The organism is Bacillus sp. 05T21 (genome assembly GCF_056396785.1).
On sequence record NZ_JBFTMD010000015.1, the window covers coordinates 38505 to 55257 of the forward strand.

Genomic DNA, 16753 nt, shown 5'->3' on the forward strand with positions numbered 1-16753 from the left:
ATAAAGAAAAGGAAGAGTAATGAATATCTCTTCCTTTTTGGCAGGCTAATTTGTTTTCTTTTCTTTAATAGATTGTACTAATTTAATCATCTCTGCTCGTATATCTTCTTTTTTAACATTTAATTTTTCCGCAATTTGTTTAATATCCATGCCATCTTTTTTCATTTTTAGTACATCATCGAGAGGGGTATTACTTTTTTGAGCGATGATTGTTAACACCGCGAGCTGACGTAAGCCGATGTTATACTCTTTCATTTTTTGTTTTAGCTGATCAGGTGTAGATTTGTGCATGTTTGCTAATTCTTGCAGTAGTGCTTTTTTCGTTTCTTTATTCATATGATGTTTTTTCAATTTACTTGGGTCTACACCGAAATGCTCGGCTGTTTTCTCCCAAGATTTATTTTGCTTATAGTAAGCTAAAACGTCCTTAATTTCTTTTTTACTTATTCTTGCAATGTGGGCAGCTTTCCAAATTTCATGTTTATTATAGCCGAGTTTTTCGAGCGACTGCATTTCTTCTGAAATAGGCTTATGATGGTGCATTGTTACTTCTTTTGGCGTGGCAGCGGAAGCAGAAGCAGAAGCAGAAGCAGAAGCAGAAGCAGGAAAGGCAGATATCCCGCACAATAATGCTGCCATAGTCATACTTACTGCGATTTTCTTATACATGTAAACTCCTCCTAGATGGGTAATGTGGAAAACTTACACATATCATTTCCATAAAATGTGAAAAACTTGTGAACAAGTTAAGTTTTTTTATTCACAGTATAAAAAGAAGTTTTTCATGGTTTTCCAACATAAAACATTGATTAATAGTGAAAAACTAGGTTATAATCGAAATTGAAAATCAATATCAATGACGGATTTATACATATAGATAAAAATAAGGGAGAGAAAAATATGACTACATATACTTCCATCGCAAATGTTATTAAAGAAAGACGTTCTGTTCGTACATTTACAAATAAAGCAGTAGAAAAAGAGCTATTAATTGAACTATTAAACGACGCAACATGGGCACCGAATCATAAACATCGTGAGCCATGGAATTGTAAATTATATATTGGAGAAGGCCGTCAGAAATTAGTAGACGCAGTATTAAACTCTTTCACAGAAGAAGAAAGAGCAAAACGCGGCAAAATTTTATCTGATCGTTTCTTAAGCACACCTGCACAAATCGTTGTTTACATTAATGAAGATCCGCGTCAAATTCCACGTGACGAAGATTACGCTGCAACATGTGCATTTATGCAAAACTTCCAATTACTTGCTTGGGAACGCGGCTTAGGCTGTGTTTGGAAATCAGGTGGATTAAACTACAATCCACTATTTATAGAAGGAATCGGTTTAACAAGAGGTCAACGCATCATTGGAATTCTTCATATCGGCTATTTCGATAAAGCACCAGAAGGAAAAGCTCGTACACCGATTACGGAGAAGATGGAGATCATTGAAGGTTAATTAGAAAGAGGCATTCTCGTTTTTTAAGAGGGTGTCTTTTTATTATGCAATCAATCCTCATGAAAGCTTGTTCCTCATCATACACTTTCTTAAGGGAAAGTGTAAGGAGGGAAAATAATGAGAGCAAGTGATGATAAAGCACTACAATATGCGATTGCTGAAATTACGGAAATTGCGACTGGATTTGGTCTTGATTTTTATCCGATGCGCTATGAAGTATGTCCAGCGGAAATTATCTATACATTTGGTGCATATGGGATGCCGACGAGGTTTTCGCATTGGAGTTTTGGAAAGCAATTTTTCAGAATGAAATTACAATACGATTTAGGACTTAGTAAAATTTATGAACTCGTTATTAACTCTAATCCATGTTACGCCTTTTTATTAGATACGAATTCTTTAATTCAAAATAAATTAATCGTGGCGCACGTTTTAGCACATTGTGATTTCTTCAAAAATAATATTCGTTTTTCTAATACGAAACGCGATATGGTGGAGAGTATGGCAGCGACAGCAGATCGTGTGAAGGCGTATGAACATAAGTATGGAAGAGAAGAGGTAGAAACATTTTTAGATGCCGTACTTGCCATTCAAGAACATATTGATCCATCGCTTATGCGTCCGAAACTTGCATGGAGTATTGAAGATTTAGAAGAGGATGTAGAAAAGAAAAAGATATCACAGTACGATGATTTATGGAATTTAGATGATCGAAACAAAAAGAGAGAACGACCTAATATGCATAAAAAGAAGAAAATCCCACCGCAGCCAGAAAAAGATTTACTCCTCTTTATTGAAGAATATAGCCGTGAGCTAGAAGAGTGGCAGCGCGACATATTAACGATGATGCGTGAAGAAATGTTATACTTCTGGCCACAGCTTGAAACGAAGATTATGAATGAAGGTTGGGCTTCCTTCTGGCATCAACGCATACTTCGTGAAATGGACTTAACATCTGGTGAAGCAATTGAATTTGCGAAATTAAATGCAGGTGTCGTACAGCCATCAAAAACAAGTATTAATCCATACTACCTCGGTATTAAAATGTTCGAAGATATTGAAGAGCGCTATAACAACCCGACAGAAGAAATGAAACGACGCGGTGTGAAACCTGGTTCTGGTCGTGACAAAATCTTTGAAGTACGGGAAATTGAATGGGATGTATCGTTCCTAAGAAACTATTTAAATAAAAAACTTGTAATGAGAGAAGATATGTACTTATTCCAGCGCCAAGGAAAAGAATATAAAGTAATTGATAAAGAATGGGAGCATGTACGCGATCAACTTGTAAATATGCGTACTAATGGAGGTTTCCCATACTTAGTAGTAGAAGATGGAGACTACTTAAAGAATGGGGAATTGTACATTAAACATAGCTATGAAGGAATTGAGTTAGATTTAAAATACTTAGAAAAAGTATTACCGTATCTTCATCAGCTATGGGGAAGAACAGTGCATATGGAGTCGATGGTGGAGAGTAAGGGTGTTGTATTTTCTTATGATGGGAAGATGGTGCATCGGAAGTATGTGTGATGAAAAGAACGGACATAGAATTTCTTGTCCGTTCTTTTTATTTTGAAAATGGTAAATATGCTATTCTTGAAGAAAGGGAGTTACATATAGAAATGGAGCGATTCAAGTGAGCAAAGTAGGGGTATGTCAGGTGGATATTACGCCGCCTTTAGGTATTGATTTTATTGGATACCATAGAGATACAGGAATTAATAATATTGAAGAGCACATTTACGGGACAATCTTTGTATTTGAAAAAGATGAAGTGAAGACTGTATTTATAAGTATTGATAACATTGGAATGTTAGTAGAAGATACGAATATTATTCGTGAACGAGTAGCTAGTGAGCTTCATGTACCATTTGAGCAAATAACTGTCGTTTATACACATACTCATTCTGGTCCGGAAACAGTCGGTGATCATCCTTTAATAAAGTCGTATAAAACGATTTTACTAAATAATGTAGTGCAGGGTGCTATTACTGCGAATAATAATATGCGGTCATGTGAAGTTGGGTGGGATGTTACGACAGGTGATATTGGAGTAAACCGAAGAGAGAGGACACCTGATGGAAAAGCAAAGATGGGCATAAATATAGAGGGTATTGTAGATAAAAGAATTGGTGTTTTAGCAATGAGAAATGCTGAGTCAAAGGAGTTAGCTGGGGTCATTGTATTTTGTACTGCTCATCCGAATGTTTTAAAAGGGGATAGCGATGTATTATCAGCAGATTATCCTGGAATGACGCGAGAGATTCTGGAGAAAATAGTAAACTGTCCTGTTATTATTGTTCAAGGTGCCACTGGAAATGTGAATGCGAAGTATCGTGGTTCACAGGAAGCATTAAAACAAATGGCTTACGTACTCAGTGGACATGTGTTAACGATATTACCAACAGTTACATATAGACCAATTGTAAATCTAAGAACTATTTCGAGTACGATGCAAATGAAATTAAAGGATATTCCAGAAATTGAAGAGATAAAAAGAATGGCCCAATTAGCTGAGAAGCAGTGGGGTGTGAATACTGAAGAATGGCTTACTATCGTTTTAGAAAAGCATAGGAGAAACATTCAGCAAGTAAGTATTGATTTAGAAATTCAATTGTTTCAAATTAATGATGGGATATTCTCTGGAATACCGATGGAACCTTTTTCAGAAACCGCTTTAGAAATGAAAGAGAGTGTTCAAAATGAATTAGCTTTCTTTGGTGGCTATACGAATGGATATATTGGTTACTTACCGACAAAAGAGGAGTATGCATATGGTGGATATGAAGTGGAATTAAATCCTGTTGTGTATGGGCCGGTTACAAAGTTGTTGATGCCGCCAGAGGAGAATACGGCAGAGCTGATCGTGCAGAGAGTTACGGAATTATATAATGTATAAAATATGGGTATCCCATATATTTAAAACAAAATTTAAAGGAATCAATGATTTTAATAAAGCTGTAAAAAACGAATCCATTTTGAAAAAGAATAATCAAAGTGGATTCGTTTTTTATATGGAGTTTTTGTTTACCAAACAGGTCGTATGCTCGATGATAATTTTCCTGTATTTTCTTTAGTAACGAATGTTGTTAAATCCTCTTTAAGCATTTGCATTCGTTCTGCACCTATGTTTGCAATCCATCGTTGTTCTATTTCAGCTACTATTTCTTCTTTTGCTTTCATTACTGCTAAACCACGCTCGGTTAAAACAATAATTTTACCTCTTTTATCAGTAGGATGCGTTTGGCGCGTGACATAACCACTGTTCTCAAGAGAATCTACCATTTTACTTATGGCTTGTTTTGAAACCCCTAAAGATTCAGCTAGTTCTATACCGGTTGCTCCATTAGGAAGGATGCGTTTGAACATAAAACCGTGCGCTGGCCTAATATCTTCAAATCCTAATTCACTTAATTTGTCATGTAGTTCAGTAATTAATGTGCTGAAAGATAGTGATAAAAGTGATGTAAGATCTAGTTCGTTAAGTGTTTGATAAGTCATGTATATAACCTCCTTACTTATAGTCAATTTAATTGACTATAAGTAGAATCTATTGTACTATACAGGATATAGTCAATCAAATTGACTATATAATAGTAATAGAACAAATAATGATTTATCTAAATAATATCAATGAATTATGGGGGTTTCACATGGTTAATATCGTTAAAATTAGAGGGAGTGTATTTGCACCGTATGCTTTGCTGAAACCTATTCAGGATCCTGCGACGGGAAGAGTGTTTGAATATGCCGGAGATGCACGTGAATTTACACCATACGCTGTGAACACAAAGCGTTCAAGATTAGAACAAGAAGTGGTTGTTGATTTTTATAAAAGAGAAATTTTTACATATGCAGATGCTTGTATCGTTACTGTGAAAATTACAAATCCAGATGGCTCAATTGAGTATCAAAAAGGAGAAACAAGTACAGAAAACATTGCATGTACAAATATTGTATGGAGTGAAGATGAAGTTTCATTTGAAATGAGAGCAAGTGCAAGTGCAAGTAATCCGTTAAACGCGGCAGCACCTGCAGCTGATTATTTTTTGACTATACGAGTTAATGAAAGTGGTACTGTGCATGTTGAAGGTTTACATGATGGTTTTCCTTGCTATGAATTTTATAAACAAATAGACTTTGGTTCATTTGAATTAATATACACACATGATTTCAGAGAAACGGATGATACCCCAGCAGCACTAGCTGGAGAAATGGAATATAGTTTTAAAGCGACAATCTAATAAATATAGCGCTATTTTTCAGAAGGAAGTAGCAAACGTAAAAGAGAAAGCTATTGGTTCTAGGATTGAAATTGTGGTCTATTTTATTCAATAGTATGCAGTATATAAAATTAGAATTATAGGGGTGTTTCTTATGACGAATATCGTTAAAATTAGAGCCAGTGTATTTATTCCAATGTCTTGGACAGAACCGCGGAAGGATGTACAAACAGGGAAAGTAATCCAGTTTGAAGGTGATTCACGTGAATTTACACCACATGCGGTAAATACTATGCGCTCTAGAGTTGAGCAAGAGGTAGTAGTGGACTTTTATAAAGAAGAAGTGTTTTCATATGCAAACACGGGTGTTACGACAGAGAAGGTCACAAATCCAGATGGTTCTGTGAATAAAAGAACAGGAAAAGCGAGTACTGAAAATATTGTGTGTACGGATATTTCATGGAATTCTGATGGTGTGCAATTCAAAATGAGTGCAAGCGCTAGTAATCCGTTAAATGTGTATGCCCCTCCTGTGGACTATTTATTAACTGTATGTGTGAACAAGGATGGTAGTATCGATATTCAAGGAGAACATGATGGATTCCCTTGTTTCGAATTTTATAAGCAAGTAGATTTCGGTTCATTTGAACAAATTTATACACATGATTTTAGAGAAACTGGTGATACACCTGAAGCGTTAGGTGGAGAAATGGATTATAGTTTTACAAAGAGCTTATAGGAAGTATGACAAATTACTTCATTCGTAAATGAATTCAGCCGTCAAAAATAAGTATTACTCTATAACGCCGCCTTTAGGCATGGATTTAATCATACAGAAAGGAACCTGGAGATATCTAGGTTCTTTTTTGTTTCGAATTTGTGAACAAAAGATATATATATTGAAAATGATTTTTGTATATTTTATTATATACCCATACGGGTATGAGTTTTTTGTTTGTAATACATGGAGAAATTAAATAATAAACAACATGGAGGTTTAAAATATGTCTAGAAAAATTGTTGTAGTAGGTGGAGTTGCTGGTGGAGCATCAGTAGCTGCAAGGCTTCGTCGCTTAAGTGAAGAAGATGAAATTATTATGGTTGAACGCGGTGAATATATTTCATTTGCAAACTGTGGATTACCATACTATATTGGCGGTGTAATTACAGAAAGACAAAAACTATTAGTGCAGACAGTTGAAAAGATGTCAAAGCGCTTTAATTTAGATATACGTGTATTGAGTGAAGTAGTAAAAATTAATAAAGAAGAGAAAACAATTATTATAAAGAATGTAACTACAAATGAAACATATAACGAGGAATATGATGTTTTAATTCTTTCACCAGGGGCGAAACCAATTGTTCCACCTATTCCGGGTATTGAAGAAGCGAAGGCGTTGTTTACTTTACGAAATGTACCTGATACAGATCGTATTAAAGCGTACATTGATGAGAAGAAACCACATCATGCGACGGTTATTGGTGGTGGATTTATTGGAGTAGAAATGGTTGAAAACTTAAGAGAACGAGGAATTGATGTTACTCTCGTAGAGATGGCCAATCAAGTGATGCCACCGATTGATTATGAAATGGCGGCATATGTACACGAGCATATGAAAAAGCACAATGTTGAGCTTATTTTTGAAGACGGTGTAGATGCATTAGAGGAGAATGGGAGTATTGTACGTCTAAAGAGTGGGTCAATTATAAAGACAGATATGCTTATTTTAGCAATTGGTGTACAACCAGAGAGTAGTTTAGCGAAGGGTGCAGGATTAGAGCTAGGAGTTAGAGGAACGATAAAAGTAAATGAGAAATTTCAAACATCGGACCAACATATATATGCAATTGGTGATGCGATTGAGGTGAAAGATTTTGTTACAGAAACAGAAACAATGATTCCTTTAGCGTGGCCGGCTAATCGTCAAGGCCGCATGTTAGCAGATATTATTCATGGTCATACGGATTCTTTATATAAAGGTACGATGGGAACTTCAGTGGCTAAAGTTTTTGATTTAACAGTTGCTTCGACTGGAGTAAATGAAAAAATATTAAAACGATTAAATATACCCTATGAGCTAGTACATGTACAGGCCAATTCTCATGCTGGATACTATCCAAATGCTACGCCAGTACTAATAAAATTAATTTTTAATAAAGAGAGTGGAAAAATTTATGGGGCACAGGCTTTAGGACGTGACGGGGTAGAGAAGCGTATCGATGTTATTGCAACGGCAATGAAGGCGAATTTAACTGTAATTGATTTACCGGATTTAGAATTATCATATGCACCACCGTATTCTTCCGCAAAAGATCCAGTAAACATGGTAGGGTATGCGGCAAGTAATATAGTAGATGGTTTTGTTGATACAGTACAATGGCATGAAATTGATCGTATTGTTGAAAATGATGGATATCTGATTGATGTTCGAGATCCTAATGAATTAAAGCAAGGAATGATCAAAGGTTCTATTAATATTCCATTAGATGAATTACGTGATCGCTTGGATGAAGTGCCATTAGATAAAGAAATATATATTACTTGTCAGCTTGGTATGAGGGGATATGTTGCAGCACGTATGTTAATGGAAAAAGGATATAGGGTAAAAAATGTAGATGGTGGCTTTAAATTATACGGAACAGTATTACCAGACCGGATTGTATATTGATATTTGTTCATCTTTCACTTCAAAATTTGGTGGAGGATGAACCCCCATGGATTAAGGTTTCACTTTTTGTTTTGCGAACATGTAAGATGAAAAATAAAAATAGGGGTTTACAATATACCCTGCAGGGTATATTATATTGTCATAAGTTATAAATGGTGACATAATGGTAATGAGGTGATTATAGAATGGAATATAATCAAGATATGAAAAATAGATTGAAACGTATTGAAGGTCAAGTTCGTGGTGTGCTTCGCATGATGGAAGAGGGAAAAGATTGCCGAGATGTTATTACACAGTTAACTGCATCCCGTTCTGCACTTGATCGTACAATTGGACTCGTTGTTGGAACAAATTTAGAGCAATGTTTGCGCGAGCAGTTTGAGACAGGTAATGGCTCAAATGAGGAGTTAATTAAAGAAGCTGTTCAATTACTTGTAAAAAGCCGATAATCTGTCAAACGTATGTGTTGACAGATTTTTAAAAACATTTTATCATACCCCTACAGGTATATGTATAATGATTAGGGAGGAAATGATTATGAGTATAAAAGTGGATATGAGTTTAGATTGTAAAGGTTTGGCCTGTCCGATGCCGATTGTGAAGACGAAGAAGGCGATGGAAAGTCTCGCATCAGGGCAAGTGATTGAAGTTCAGGCAACAGATAAAGGGTCTACTGTAGATATACAAAGTTGGGCGAGTAAAGTAGGTCATCAATATATCGGTACGAAACACGAAGGCGATTTATTGATGCATTACGTTAGAAAAGCACATGAACATGAAATGAATGAAATAGTGAAATATCCTCATACAATTACGAATTCGGAATTGGAAGAGATATTATTAAGTGGTGAAGAGTGTATTATATTAGATGTTCGTGAAGCGGCGGAATTCGCTTTTGGTCATATTCCATCGGCTATTTCAGTTCCATTAGGCGAACTGGGCAGTGCAGCGTTAGATCAGACGAAGCAAATTTATGTTGTTTGTCGAACTGGTAACCGTAGTGATGTAGCTTGCCACATGTTGAAAGAGAAAGGTTATGCAAATGTGAAAAATGTCATTCCAGGCATGTTAGAGTGGCAAGGGAATGTGGAAAAATAAAATTTTTTAAACAAAAACATACCTATGGGGGTAATAAGATGAATGTTAAACCGTTACAAGCAAAAGATGTTGCAGAGAAAGTTTTATTCGGAGAGTTATTTATTTTAGATGTTCGTAATGAGGCGGATTATGAAGATTGGAAAATTGAAGGAAAAGAAGTTACTTCAATGAATGTGCCGTACTTTGATTTATTAGAGGGTGTAGATCATATTGTTAGCGAACTACCTAAAGATAAAGATGTTTTAGTAGTATGTGCAAAAGAAGGGTCTTCTATATTTGTGGCAGAGCAATTAACAGAGGCTGGATTAGAAAATATTTATTATTTATCTGGTGGTATGAAGGCTTGGAGTGAATATGTAAAGCCTATAAAGGTTGGAGATTTAAAAGATGGCGGAAGTATGTATCAGTTTAACCGTCTTGGAAAAGGTTGCTTATCATATATGGTCATTTCTAAAGGACAAGCTGCTGTTATTGATGCAGTACGAACAGTTGAGGCATATGAGGAATTTGCAAAAGAACAAGGTGCTGTAATTACAAATGTAATGGATACACACTTACATGCGGATCATATTTCAGGAGGTCGTAAGCTAGCTGAGAAAGTAAACGGGACGTATTGGTTACCGCCGAAAGATGCGGAAGAAGTTGTATTTTCTTATGAGCCACTTGTAGAGGGTGCTGTAATTACTGTTGGACAAACAAAGATTGATATTGAGGCAATCTATTCGCCTGGACATACAATTGGTAGTACTTCATTTATTGTAGATGATGAGTATTTATTATCAGGCGATATTTTATTTGTGGATTCAATTGGGCGTCCAGATCTTGCTGGAAAGGCTGAAGATTGGGTAAGTGATTTACGTAATACTTTATATAGCCGATATAAAGAGCTATCTCAAAGTTTAATTGTGTTACCGGCTCATTATTCAAAAATAAGTGAAATGGATGAAAATGGTGTTGTGAGCGCAAAGTTAAAAGATTTATTTGCGTATAATGCAGGGCTAAATATTGAGGATAAGGAAGAGTTTCGTAAAGTTGTAACGGAGAATTTACCACCTCAGCCAAATGCTTACGAAGAAATTCGTCAAACGAATATGGGTAAAATTCATCCGAGTGCAGATGAAGAGCGTGAAATGGAGATTGGTCCAAATCGTTGTGCAGTTCATGAATAATAAAATAAATGAAACATGGAGGAATAGATGATGAATGTAAAACAAGTATTAGATGCGAAAGGATTAGCATGTCCAATGCCGATTGTAAGAACGAAGAAGGCAATGGAAGCATTACAATCAGGGGAAGTGTTAGAAGTACACTTAACAGATAAAGGTGCGATTAAAGATATTCCAGCATGGTCACAAACAAGCGGTCATGAAGTGTTAAAGCATACAGAAGAAGACGGCGAATTAAAGTTCTGGATTAAGAAAGCTTAATTATAAAAATAGGAGGCATATAAGATGAAAGTGAAAGAAGTATTAGATGTAAAAGGATTAGCATGTCCAATGCCAATTGTAAAAACAAAGAAGGCAATGGAAGTATTACAATCAGGAGAAGTATTAGAAGTACACTTAACAGATAAAGGTGCGATTAAAGATATTCCAGCATGGTCACAAACAGGCGGTCATGAAGTGTTAAAACACACGGAAGAAGCTGGTGAATTAAAGTTCTGGATCAAGAAAGCATAGCAGTTCAATAATAAGTGGAAGATTACATCCTCTGCTTATTATTGAAAGTAAAGAGGATAATCATATATGTCTTATATAGTTATATCTCTAATAGTATTGATGCTGGGAAGTTTAGTAAAACGTTACATTCCGGTTTTAAACGTTGCATATATTTCGTTAGAACAAGTAAGGGAAATTGAAAGTGTTGTTGTAGATGTACGCAATTATACAGAGAGTCACAGTGATAACAATTCTAGAATTATGTGTATACCGTATGCGTATTTAAAACGGTATTATCATGAAATACCAAATAAGCCTTTGCATCTTATTGTTCATAATAAAGTGGATCGGAATTTAAGCGTTCGTTTTTTAAGAAAGAAAGGGTTCTATATATTTGGACGGGAAAAAAGCACAGAAGGAGTTTAAATAGCTTTATGGATGTAAAGACAATATTGAATGTAATCTTAATTGTACTTGTATCGTGGTTTATTATTTCTCGCTTCTTACCAGTTAGAGGAGTGAAAAATATTACAGGGAAAGAATTAAAACGTATGATGGAGCAAAAGAATAAACAATTTATCGATGTTCGTACAGTAGGTGAGTATAGAGGGAATCATATGAAAGGATTTCAAAATATCCCGTTAAATGAGTTAGCGAGTAAAGCAAATCAGTTAGATAAAAATAAGGAAGTAATCGTTATTTGCCAGAGCGGGATGAGAAGTAAGCAGGCTGCAAAAGTATTAAAAAAATTAGGATTTCAGCACGTTATCAATGTTTCAGGCGGTATGAATGGTTTGTGAGGAGGGAATTTAAAATGAAAGAAATGAAAGCAAAAGAATTAGAAGAAAAATTGTTACGTAAAGAAGCAGTAAATATTGTGGACGTACGTGAAGTAGAAGAAGTAGCTGAAGGGAAAATTCCAGAAGCGTGTAATATTCCACTAGGACTATTAGAGTTTCGTATGCATGAGTTGGATAAAAAGAAAGAGTATATTATCGTTTGTCGTTCTGGCGGAAGAAGTGCACGAGCAGTTCAATTTTTAGAGAGCTACGGTTTTCAAGCAATCAATATGGTAGGCGGTATGTTAGCGTGGGAAGGTAAAGTCGTATAGTACAGAGATAAATGATTTGAGCCTTTTTATAAATGATAAAATACCCCTATAGGTAATTAGGAGGAGAACAACATGGAACAACAGAAGAAAACAACAATCGTTTTATTTAGCGGAGATTATGATAAAGCAATGGCTGCTTATATTATTGCAAATGGTTCAGCGGCGTACGATCATGAAGTGACTATTTTTCATACTTTCTGGGGTTTAAATGCTCTTAGGAAAGATGAGCATGTGAAAGTAAAGAAAACATTTATAGAGAAAGTGTTTGGAAAAATGATGCCGCGCGGCGCTGATAAGATGGGATTATCAAAAATGAATTTTGCCGGTATGGGACCAAAGATGATTAAAGGTATTATGAAAAAACATAATGCGATGCCTTTACCAGATTTAATCGATTTGGCGAAAGAACAGGGAATTAAACTTGTAGCTTGTCAAATGACAGTAGATTTATTAGGGTTAAAAGAGGAAGAGATTATGGATGGGGTAGAGTTTGCAGGAGTAGGAGCTTATTTAGCAGATGCTTCGGATGGGAATGTAAACTTATTCATTTAATTCACCTTCTTTTTAGAAGGGAGGGGATGTAAGATGAGCTTAGTCGTATTACTTTTTATAATTGGGTTTATAGGATCGTTTATATCAGGAATGGTTGGAATTGGCGGTGCAATTATTAATTATCCGATGATCTTATACATTCCGGTATTGCTAGGATTTGCTGGATATACATCACATGAAGTGAGTGGTATTACAGCGATTCAAGTATTCTTTGCAACTTTTGCAGGCGCGTGGGCGTATAGGAAAAGTAACGATATGGATAAAACTTTAGTTGTGTATATGGGAGCTAGTATATTAATAGGAAGCTTTGTAGGTAGCTTTAGTGCGAATCTATTAAATGAGCATGCTGTAAACGTTGTTTACACATTACTAGCTACTATTGCGGCTATTATGATGTTTATACCGAAGCGAAGCAATCGTAAGAGGACAGAAGGAATTACGTACAATAAGTGGCTCGCTAGTTTGCTAGCGTTTATTGTAGGAAGTGTTTCCGGCATTATTGGGGCTGGTGGTGCATTTCTTTTAGTACCGATTATGCTAGTTGTTCTAAAACTACCGATACGTACAACAATAGCAACATCTATCGCTATTACTTTTATTTCCTCGATAGGAATTACTACTGGGAAAGTGATTACTGGACAAATAGTTGTTATTCCGGCTCTTATCGTTGCGATAGCAAGTTTATTTGCCGCTCCTCTTGGAGTGAGAGTAGGGAAGAGAGTGAATCAAAAAGTTTTGCAGTATGTATTATCTATTTTAATTGTAGGAACTGCGATAAAGATGTGGATTGATATGATATTGAAGTAAAAGGATGGTGCTGCTTGCAGCCCATCCTTTTATTTTATGCCCAAATAACTTTCATTAAGTTCTTATATTCATCGTTTGCCAGTTTATATAGCATTCTCGTATGTTCAAAGACAAGTGCGGGATTAAAGTTTGGTTCTGAGAATGCAAGAGATGTTGAAATATCAATTGCGTTTTGTTTGTTTAGCGTGAATTTTGCAAATCGATAAGATGTGTTTAATTCATTGATGACATGTAAAATATCATTTGTTGATGTTGAATCAGGTACAAGAGCAACATTGAAGCAGTATATATCCACAGCAGGATGTTCGCTTTGGAAAGCAGCGATAAGTTGAATTTTTGCGCCAGCTTCTGTTTCTAATCCTACTGAAAAATGTACCGAACCATCATTTTCATCTATATTTTCTTCCATGTATATATCGTTTGATTTTAAGTACTCTTTAAAATCTGAAATGTTATGTTTTACTGCAGCTTTCATATGTGTGAGCCCCCTGATAATTGGAATAGATTACTATTATTTATTATAATTTAAAAATATTAAAAAAGATAGTTGGAAAGTTCTGATTTTTTGTTTTGAAAGCATTAAAAAGAAGCAGTGCTCTACCTCCATAGAGTACTGCTTCACTTTATTCATTGTTATTAGACGATGTTTCTGTATCTTCACTGTTATTCTTATTTTGAGTTTCATCGTTACTTGATTCGCGTTCACTCGTATTTTCAGACGTAGATTCTTTTGTTTTCTCTGAGCTTGTTTTTTTCGAATCAGAATCAGATTTTGTATAGGCAGGTAGTCCAAGGTGACTACGAAGTTCGTTTGTAACATTAGCTAATTCTTTTTTATCTGGATTGTAGTAGTAAGTTCGGCCACCACCAGCTGACTTACTACATGTATCATCACCTTTTGCCATGTAACAATCTTCACCTTGAAGTTGTAATTTCTCAATTTCCGAATCCGATCCATATTTATAGAATGAAAGCATGTCATCGAATGTTAAGTTTGTAACGAATTGTCCGTTAATATCATCAATGATGTTTCCAACTTTTGTTACAGACCCAGCGCTTGTTAGTTTCTTTAAAATTGCTTCAATAACAAGTTGCTGACGTTGTCCACGCATTGCATCACTATCAATGTGCCTTGTTCTGGCAAGAGCAAGAGCTTCTTCACTATTTAACTTTTGAACACCTTTTTTCAGGTGAATTGCATCGGCGTTATCATTACTATCTTGTTCAGTAAACTCAACTGGTACGTCAACTTCAATGCCGCCTAAATCATCAACGATTTTCATGAATGATTTAAAGTTGAATTTTACAAAGTAATCGACGGGAACATTCATTAATTTTTCAACTGCATCAATACTAGCTTGTGGTCCACCATCTTTTCCGTTTTTGGTAGCACCGAATGCATGAGCGTGTGTAATTTTATCTTTTTTCTTTTCTACTGGAATATAAGTATATGTGTCACGTGGAATACTTAATAGCTTTACAGTTTTGCTATCTTTATTAAACGTTGCAAGTAATAGTGCATCCGTTCTTATAGCTTCACCATATTCTTTTCCGCGGACATCGCTTTCATCAACGCCCATTATTAAGACAGAGACGTTATTTGTAATAGGTTTTACAGCTTTAGCGCGTAAATCAGACTTATCACCGCGTGCTAAATCGTGAGCGGCGTTTCGAACAGCAGAAGATGCTTTATTTACTAAAAACCATGTATAACCGCCACCTATTATTAAAACTAATAGAATAACGCTTATAATAATTTTTGTTTTTTTCTTACTATTTTTCGGTTTAGTTCGTGTATTTTCTTGTAAAGATGGGTTTTGCTCCATTTCTTGTACTCCTTCATTTGGATTGAAATACGACACTCATATCCACTTATTATAATGAAATTTAGCGAAAAAAAACATTACAAATCATTTACATTTCGTAAAAATTCAATTTATTTATAAAAAGTTAGATTTTCTATATTTTATTTTAAAGATGTAGAACAAGTATAATGTGTTTTAGTAGAAATGAAAATATGTATTGTGAGAAAGTGATAGAGAAGTAAGATTTGTTGAAATATAGCCAATAAGATGTGATTAGCTGTATGTGTATTTCTTATATAATAAAGAATGATTTTACGGATGAAGGAGAGAGCATAATGAATCATACATCATTCCGAGCAATTGTCGTGAAAGAAAAAGAAAATAATCAATTTGAAAGAAAGCTTGTTGAGAGAGAAGTCAATAGTTTACCTGAAGGAGACGTATTAATACGTGTTTATTATTCTTCATTAAATTATAAAGATGCCCTTTCAGCTACTGGTAATAAAGGTGTAACGAGAACATATCCTCATACACCAGGTATCGATGCAGCGGGAGAGGTAGTTAGTAGTGAAAATAACGCCTTTCAGGAAGGCGATCAAGTTATTGTAACTGGATATGATTTAGGTATGAATACTTCTGGTGGTTTCGGAGAATATATTCGCGTGCCATCATCTTGGGTTGTTCCTTTACCGAAAGGAATGTCTTTGAAGGAAAGTATGATGTACGGGACAGCCGGTTTTACAGCTGCCTTATCGGTATATAAGCTCATTAGAGCGGGAATTACGCCTAGTATGGAAGATGTTTTAGTAACGGGTGCTACGGGCGGAGTAGGCAGTGTAGCAGTTAGTATTTTAGGAAAGCTAGGATATAGCGTAGTAGGGGCAACAGGGAAAATGGAAGAGAAAGAGATGCTACTACGTTTAGGTGCAAAAAAGATGATTCATCGCGCGGAGTTGAGTGATGAATCAGGAAGACCGATGCTTAAAGGAATATACGCTGGGGTTGTCGATACTGTAGGCGGAAGCATGTTAGAAAGTTCTTTAAAGGTAGTTAAGTATGGAGGCTGTGTAACAACGTGTGGTAATGTAGCAGGGCATGAATTAAATACAACTGTATACCCATTCATATTACGAGGGATTAGCCTTTTAGGAATAGATTCAGTTCAATGTCCAGTAGATGTGAGAAGAGACGTGTGGGCATTGCTAGCAGGTGAGTGGAAAAATTCAGAGCTATTATCTTATACAGAAGAATGTACATTAAAAGAATTAGATGAGAAGTTTGCACTTATACTGCAAGGAAAGTTAAAAGGAAGAACGGTTGTAAAGATGAAATGAAAAAAGAGACGCTTAAATTAGCGTCTCTTTCC

At 35.5% G+C, this 16753-nt stretch carries 21 protein-coding genes; 17 read left to right on the top strand and 4 right to left on the bottom strand.

Annotated features, from left to right (window positions below):
* Positions 1-45: 45 nt before the first annotated feature.
* Positions 46-669 (bottom strand): hypothetical protein, encoded by a 624-nt coding sequence (locus AC1DKZ_RS21995; RefSeq protein WP_476997030.1) that lies wholly within the window; start codon positions 667-669, stop codon positions 46-48.
* A gap of 231 nt (positions 670-900) precedes the next feature.
* Here AC1DKZ_RS21995 and AC1DKZ_RS22000 point away from each other — a divergent pair, with 231 nt between their 5' ends.
* From AC1DKZ_RS22000 to AC1DKZ_RS22010, 3 genes are all read left to right on the top strand, one after another.
* Complete coding sequence (locus tag AC1DKZ_RS22000; RefSeq protein WP_002134515.1) at positions 901-1461, top strand: nitroreductase family protein; 561 nt, start codon at positions 901-903, stop codon at positions 1459-1461.
* A gap of 117 nt (positions 1462-1578) precedes the next feature.
* A complete protein-coding gene (gene spoVR / locus AC1DKZ_RS22005; protein ID WP_012260354.1) occupies positions 1579-2994 on the top strand; it encodes a stage V sporulation protein SpoVR in 1416 nt (471 codons plus the stop codon).
* A gap of 106 nt (positions 2995-3100) precedes the next feature.
* Positions 3101-4363 (top strand): neutral/alkaline non-lysosomal ceramidase N-terminal domain-containing protein, encoded by a 1263-nt coding sequence (locus AC1DKZ_RS22010; RefSeq protein ID WP_476997031.1) that lies wholly within the window; start codon positions 3101-3103, stop codon positions 4361-4363.
* Positions 4364-4491: 128 nt separating this feature from the next.
* On the opposite strand, the gene AC1DKZ_RS22015 is transcribed toward AC1DKZ_RS22010, so the two are convergent.
* Positions 4492-4965: a MarR family winged helix-turn-helix transcriptional regulator gene (locus tag AC1DKZ_RS22015; protein WP_429689722.1), complete on the bottom strand. Its 474-nt coding sequence runs from the start codon at positions 4963-4965 to the stop codon at positions 4492-4494.
* A gap of 152 nt (positions 4966-5117) precedes the next feature.
* Between AC1DKZ_RS22015 and AC1DKZ_RS22020 the strand changes: the two genes are divergently transcribed.
* The 13 genes from AC1DKZ_RS22020 to AC1DKZ_RS22080 all read left to right on the top strand — a co-directional run bounded on the left by AC1DKZ_RS22020 (position 5118) and on the right by AC1DKZ_RS22080 (position 13582).
* Positions 5118-5708, top strand: a complete 591-nt coding sequence (locus AC1DKZ_RS22020; protein ID WP_476997032.1) for a DUF3238 domain-containing protein — start codon at positions 5118-5120, stop codon at positions 5706-5708.
* Positions 5709-5841: 133 nt separating this feature from the next.
* Positions 5842-6426, top strand: a complete 585-nt coding sequence (locus AC1DKZ_RS22025; protein ID WP_476997033.1) for a DUF3238 domain-containing protein — start codon at positions 5842-5844, stop codon at positions 6424-6426.
* 265 nt (positions 6427-6691) lie between these two features.
* Positions 6692-8356 carry a CoA-disulfide reductase gene (gene cdr / locus AC1DKZ_RS22030; protein WP_476997034.1) on the top strand — a complete coding sequence of 555 codons (1665 nt, stop codon included), beginning with the start codon at positions 6692-6694 and terminating at the stop codon, positions 8354-8356.
* Between the two features lie 185 nt (positions 8357-8541).
* Positions 8542-8805: a metal-sensitive transcriptional regulator gene (locus tag AC1DKZ_RS22035; protein ID WP_000456201.1), complete on the top strand. Its 264-nt coding sequence runs from the start codon at positions 8542-8544 to the stop codon at positions 8803-8805.
* Positions 8806-8893: 88 nt separating this feature from the next.
* Positions 8894-9454, top strand: a complete 561-nt coding sequence (locus AC1DKZ_RS22040) for a sulfurtransferase TusA family protein (protein ID WP_044444623.1) — start codon at positions 8894-8896, stop codon at positions 9452-9454.
* Positions 9455-9492: 38 nt separating this feature from the next.
* On the top strand, positions 9493-10623 hold the full coding sequence (locus AC1DKZ_RS22045; protein ID WP_002087465.1) for an MBL fold metallo-hydrolase: 1131 nt from the start codon (positions 9493-9495) through the stop codon (positions 10621-10623).
* A gap of 27 nt (positions 10624-10650) precedes the next feature.
* The gene (locus tag AC1DKZ_RS22050) at positions 10651-10881 is read left to right on the top strand and encodes a sulfurtransferase TusA family protein (RefSeq protein WP_002087464.1); all 231 of its coding nucleotides are present in this window, start codon (positions 10651-10653) and stop codon (positions 10879-10881) included.
* 24 nt (positions 10882-10905) lie between these two features.
* On the top strand, positions 10906-11133 hold the full coding sequence (locus AC1DKZ_RS22055) for a sulfurtransferase TusA family protein (protein WP_002087463.1): 228 nt from the start codon (positions 10906-10908) through the stop codon (positions 11131-11133).
* A 66-nt stretch (positions 11134-11199) separates the two neighbouring features.
* Positions 11200-11538, top strand: a complete 339-nt coding sequence (locus AC1DKZ_RS22060) for a sulfurtransferase (protein WP_431181362.1) — start codon at positions 11200-11202, stop codon at positions 11536-11538.
* A gap of 8 nt (positions 11539-11546) precedes the next feature.
* Positions 11547-11912 carry a rhodanese-like domain-containing protein gene (locus tag AC1DKZ_RS22065; RefSeq protein WP_002087461.1) on the top strand — a complete coding sequence of 122 codons (366 nt, stop codon included), beginning with the start codon at positions 11547-11549 and terminating at the stop codon, positions 11910-11912.
* Between the two features lie 14 nt (positions 11913-11926).
* Entirely contained in the window at positions 11927-12223 is a 297-nt protein-coding gene (locus AC1DKZ_RS22070) for a rhodanese-like domain-containing protein (protein WP_002087460.1), read from the top strand.
* Positions 12224-12295: 72 nt separating this feature from the next.
* Positions 12296-12775, top strand: a complete 480-nt coding sequence (locus tag AC1DKZ_RS22075; RefSeq protein ID WP_002087459.1) for a DsrE/DsrF/DrsH-like family protein — start codon at positions 12296-12298, stop codon at positions 12773-12775.
* 33 nt (positions 12776-12808) lie between these two features.
* On the top strand, positions 12809-13582 hold the full coding sequence (locus tag AC1DKZ_RS22080; protein WP_431181363.1) for a sulfite exporter TauE/SafE family protein: 774 nt from the start codon (positions 12809-12811) through the stop codon (positions 13580-13582).
* Positions 13583-13616: 34 nt separating this feature from the next.
* Here the strand turns inward: AC1DKZ_RS22080 and AC1DKZ_RS22085 are convergent, their stop codons facing one another.
* Both AC1DKZ_RS22085 and AC1DKZ_RS22090 read right to left on the bottom strand, forming a co-directional pair.
* Positions 13617-14057, bottom strand: a complete 441-nt coding sequence (locus AC1DKZ_RS22085) for a hypothetical protein (protein WP_002029912.1) — start codon at positions 14055-14057, stop codon at positions 13617-13619.
* A 148-nt stretch (positions 14058-14205) separates the two neighbouring features.
* On the bottom strand, positions 14206-15408 hold the full coding sequence (locus tag AC1DKZ_RS22090) for an LCP family protein (protein ID WP_476997035.1): 1203 nt from the start codon (positions 15406-15408) through the stop codon (positions 14206-14208).
* Positions 15409-15722: 314 nt separating this feature from the next.
* Here AC1DKZ_RS22090 and AC1DKZ_RS22095 point away from each other — a divergent pair, with 314 nt between their 5' ends.
* A complete protein-coding gene (locus tag AC1DKZ_RS22095; protein WP_476997036.1) occupies positions 15723-16721 on the top strand; it encodes a YhdH/YhfP family quinone oxidoreductase in 999 nt (332 codons plus the stop codon).
* Positions 16722-16753 lie beyond the last annotated feature (32 nt).

What these genes read in the sequence shown, in the direction of transcription:
- AC1DKZ_RS21995 (WP_476997030.1), bottom strand. Translation starts at nt 669, where the DNA reads ATGTATAAGAAAATCGCAGTAAGTATGACTATGGCAGCATTATTGTGC.
- AC1DKZ_RS22000 (WP_002134515.1), top strand. Translation starts at nt 901, where the DNA reads ATGACTACATATACTTCCATCGCAAATGTTATTAAAGAAAGACGTTCT.
- spoVR (WP_012260354.1), top strand. Translation starts at nt 1,579, where the DNA reads ATGAGAGCAAGTGATGATAAAGCACTACAATATGCGATTGCTGAAATT.
- AC1DKZ_RS22015 (WP_429689722.1), bottom strand. Translation starts at nt 4,965, where the DNA reads ATGACTTATCAAACACTTAACGAACTAGATCTTACATCACTTTTATCA.
- AC1DKZ_RS22020 (WP_476997032.1), top strand. Translation starts at nt 5,118, where the DNA reads ATGGTTAATATCGTTAAAATTAGAGGGAGTGTATTTGCACCGTATGCT.
- AC1DKZ_RS22025 (WP_476997033.1), top strand. Translation starts at nt 5,842, where the DNA reads ATGACGAATATCGTTAAAATTAGAGCCAGTGTATTTATTCCAATGTCT.
- cdr (WP_476997034.1), top strand. Translation starts at nt 6,692, where the DNA reads ATGTCTAGAAAAATTGTTGTAGTAGGTGGAGTTGCTGGTGGAGCATCA.
- AC1DKZ_RS22035 (WP_000456201.1), top strand. Translation starts at nt 8,542, where the DNA reads ATGGAATATAATCAAGATATGAAAAATAGATTGAAACGTATTGAAGGT.
- AC1DKZ_RS22040 (WP_044444623.1), top strand. Translation starts at nt 8,894, where the DNA reads ATGAGTATAAAAGTGGATATGAGTTTAGATTGTAAAGGTTTGGCCTGT.
- AC1DKZ_RS22045 (WP_002087465.1), top strand. Translation starts at nt 9,493, where the DNA reads ATGAATGTTAAACCGTTACAAGCAAAAGATGTTGCAGAGAAAGTTTTA.
- AC1DKZ_RS22050 (WP_002087464.1), top strand. Translation starts at nt 10,651, where the DNA reads ATGATGAATGTAAAACAAGTATTAGATGCGAAAGGATTAGCATGTCCA.
- AC1DKZ_RS22055 (WP_002087463.1), top strand. Translation starts at nt 10,906, where the DNA reads ATGAAAGTGAAAGAAGTATTAGATGTAAAAGGATTAGCATGTCCAATG.
- AC1DKZ_RS22060 (WP_431181362.1), top strand. Translation starts at nt 11,200, where the DNA reads ATGTCTTATATAGTTATATCTCTAATAGTATTGATGCTGGGAAGTTTA.
- AC1DKZ_RS22065 (WP_002087461.1), top strand. Translation starts at nt 11,547, where the DNA reads ATGGATGTAAAGACAATATTGAATGTAATCTTAATTGTACTTGTATCG.
- AC1DKZ_RS22070 (WP_002087460.1), top strand. Translation starts at nt 11,927, where the DNA reads ATGAAAGAAATGAAAGCAAAAGAATTAGAAGAAAAATTGTTACGTAAA.
- AC1DKZ_RS22075 (WP_002087459.1), top strand. Translation starts at nt 12,296, where the DNA reads ATGGAACAACAGAAGAAAACAACAATCGTTTTATTTAGCGGAGATTAT.
- AC1DKZ_RS22080 (WP_431181363.1), top strand. Translation starts at nt 12,809, where the DNA reads ATGAGCTTAGTCGTATTACTTTTTATAATTGGGTTTATAGGATCGTTT.
- AC1DKZ_RS22085 (WP_002029912.1), bottom strand. Translation starts at nt 14,057, where the DNA reads ATGAAAGCTGCAGTAAAACATAACATTTCAGATTTTAAAGAGTACTTA.
- AC1DKZ_RS22090 (WP_476997035.1), bottom strand. Translation starts at nt 15,408, where the DNA reads ATGGAGCAAAACCCATCTTTACAAGAAAATACACGAACTAAACCGAAA.
- AC1DKZ_RS22095 (WP_476997036.1), top strand. Translation starts at nt 15,723, where the DNA reads ATGAATCATACATCATTCCGAGCAATTGTCGTGAAAGAAAAAGAAAAT.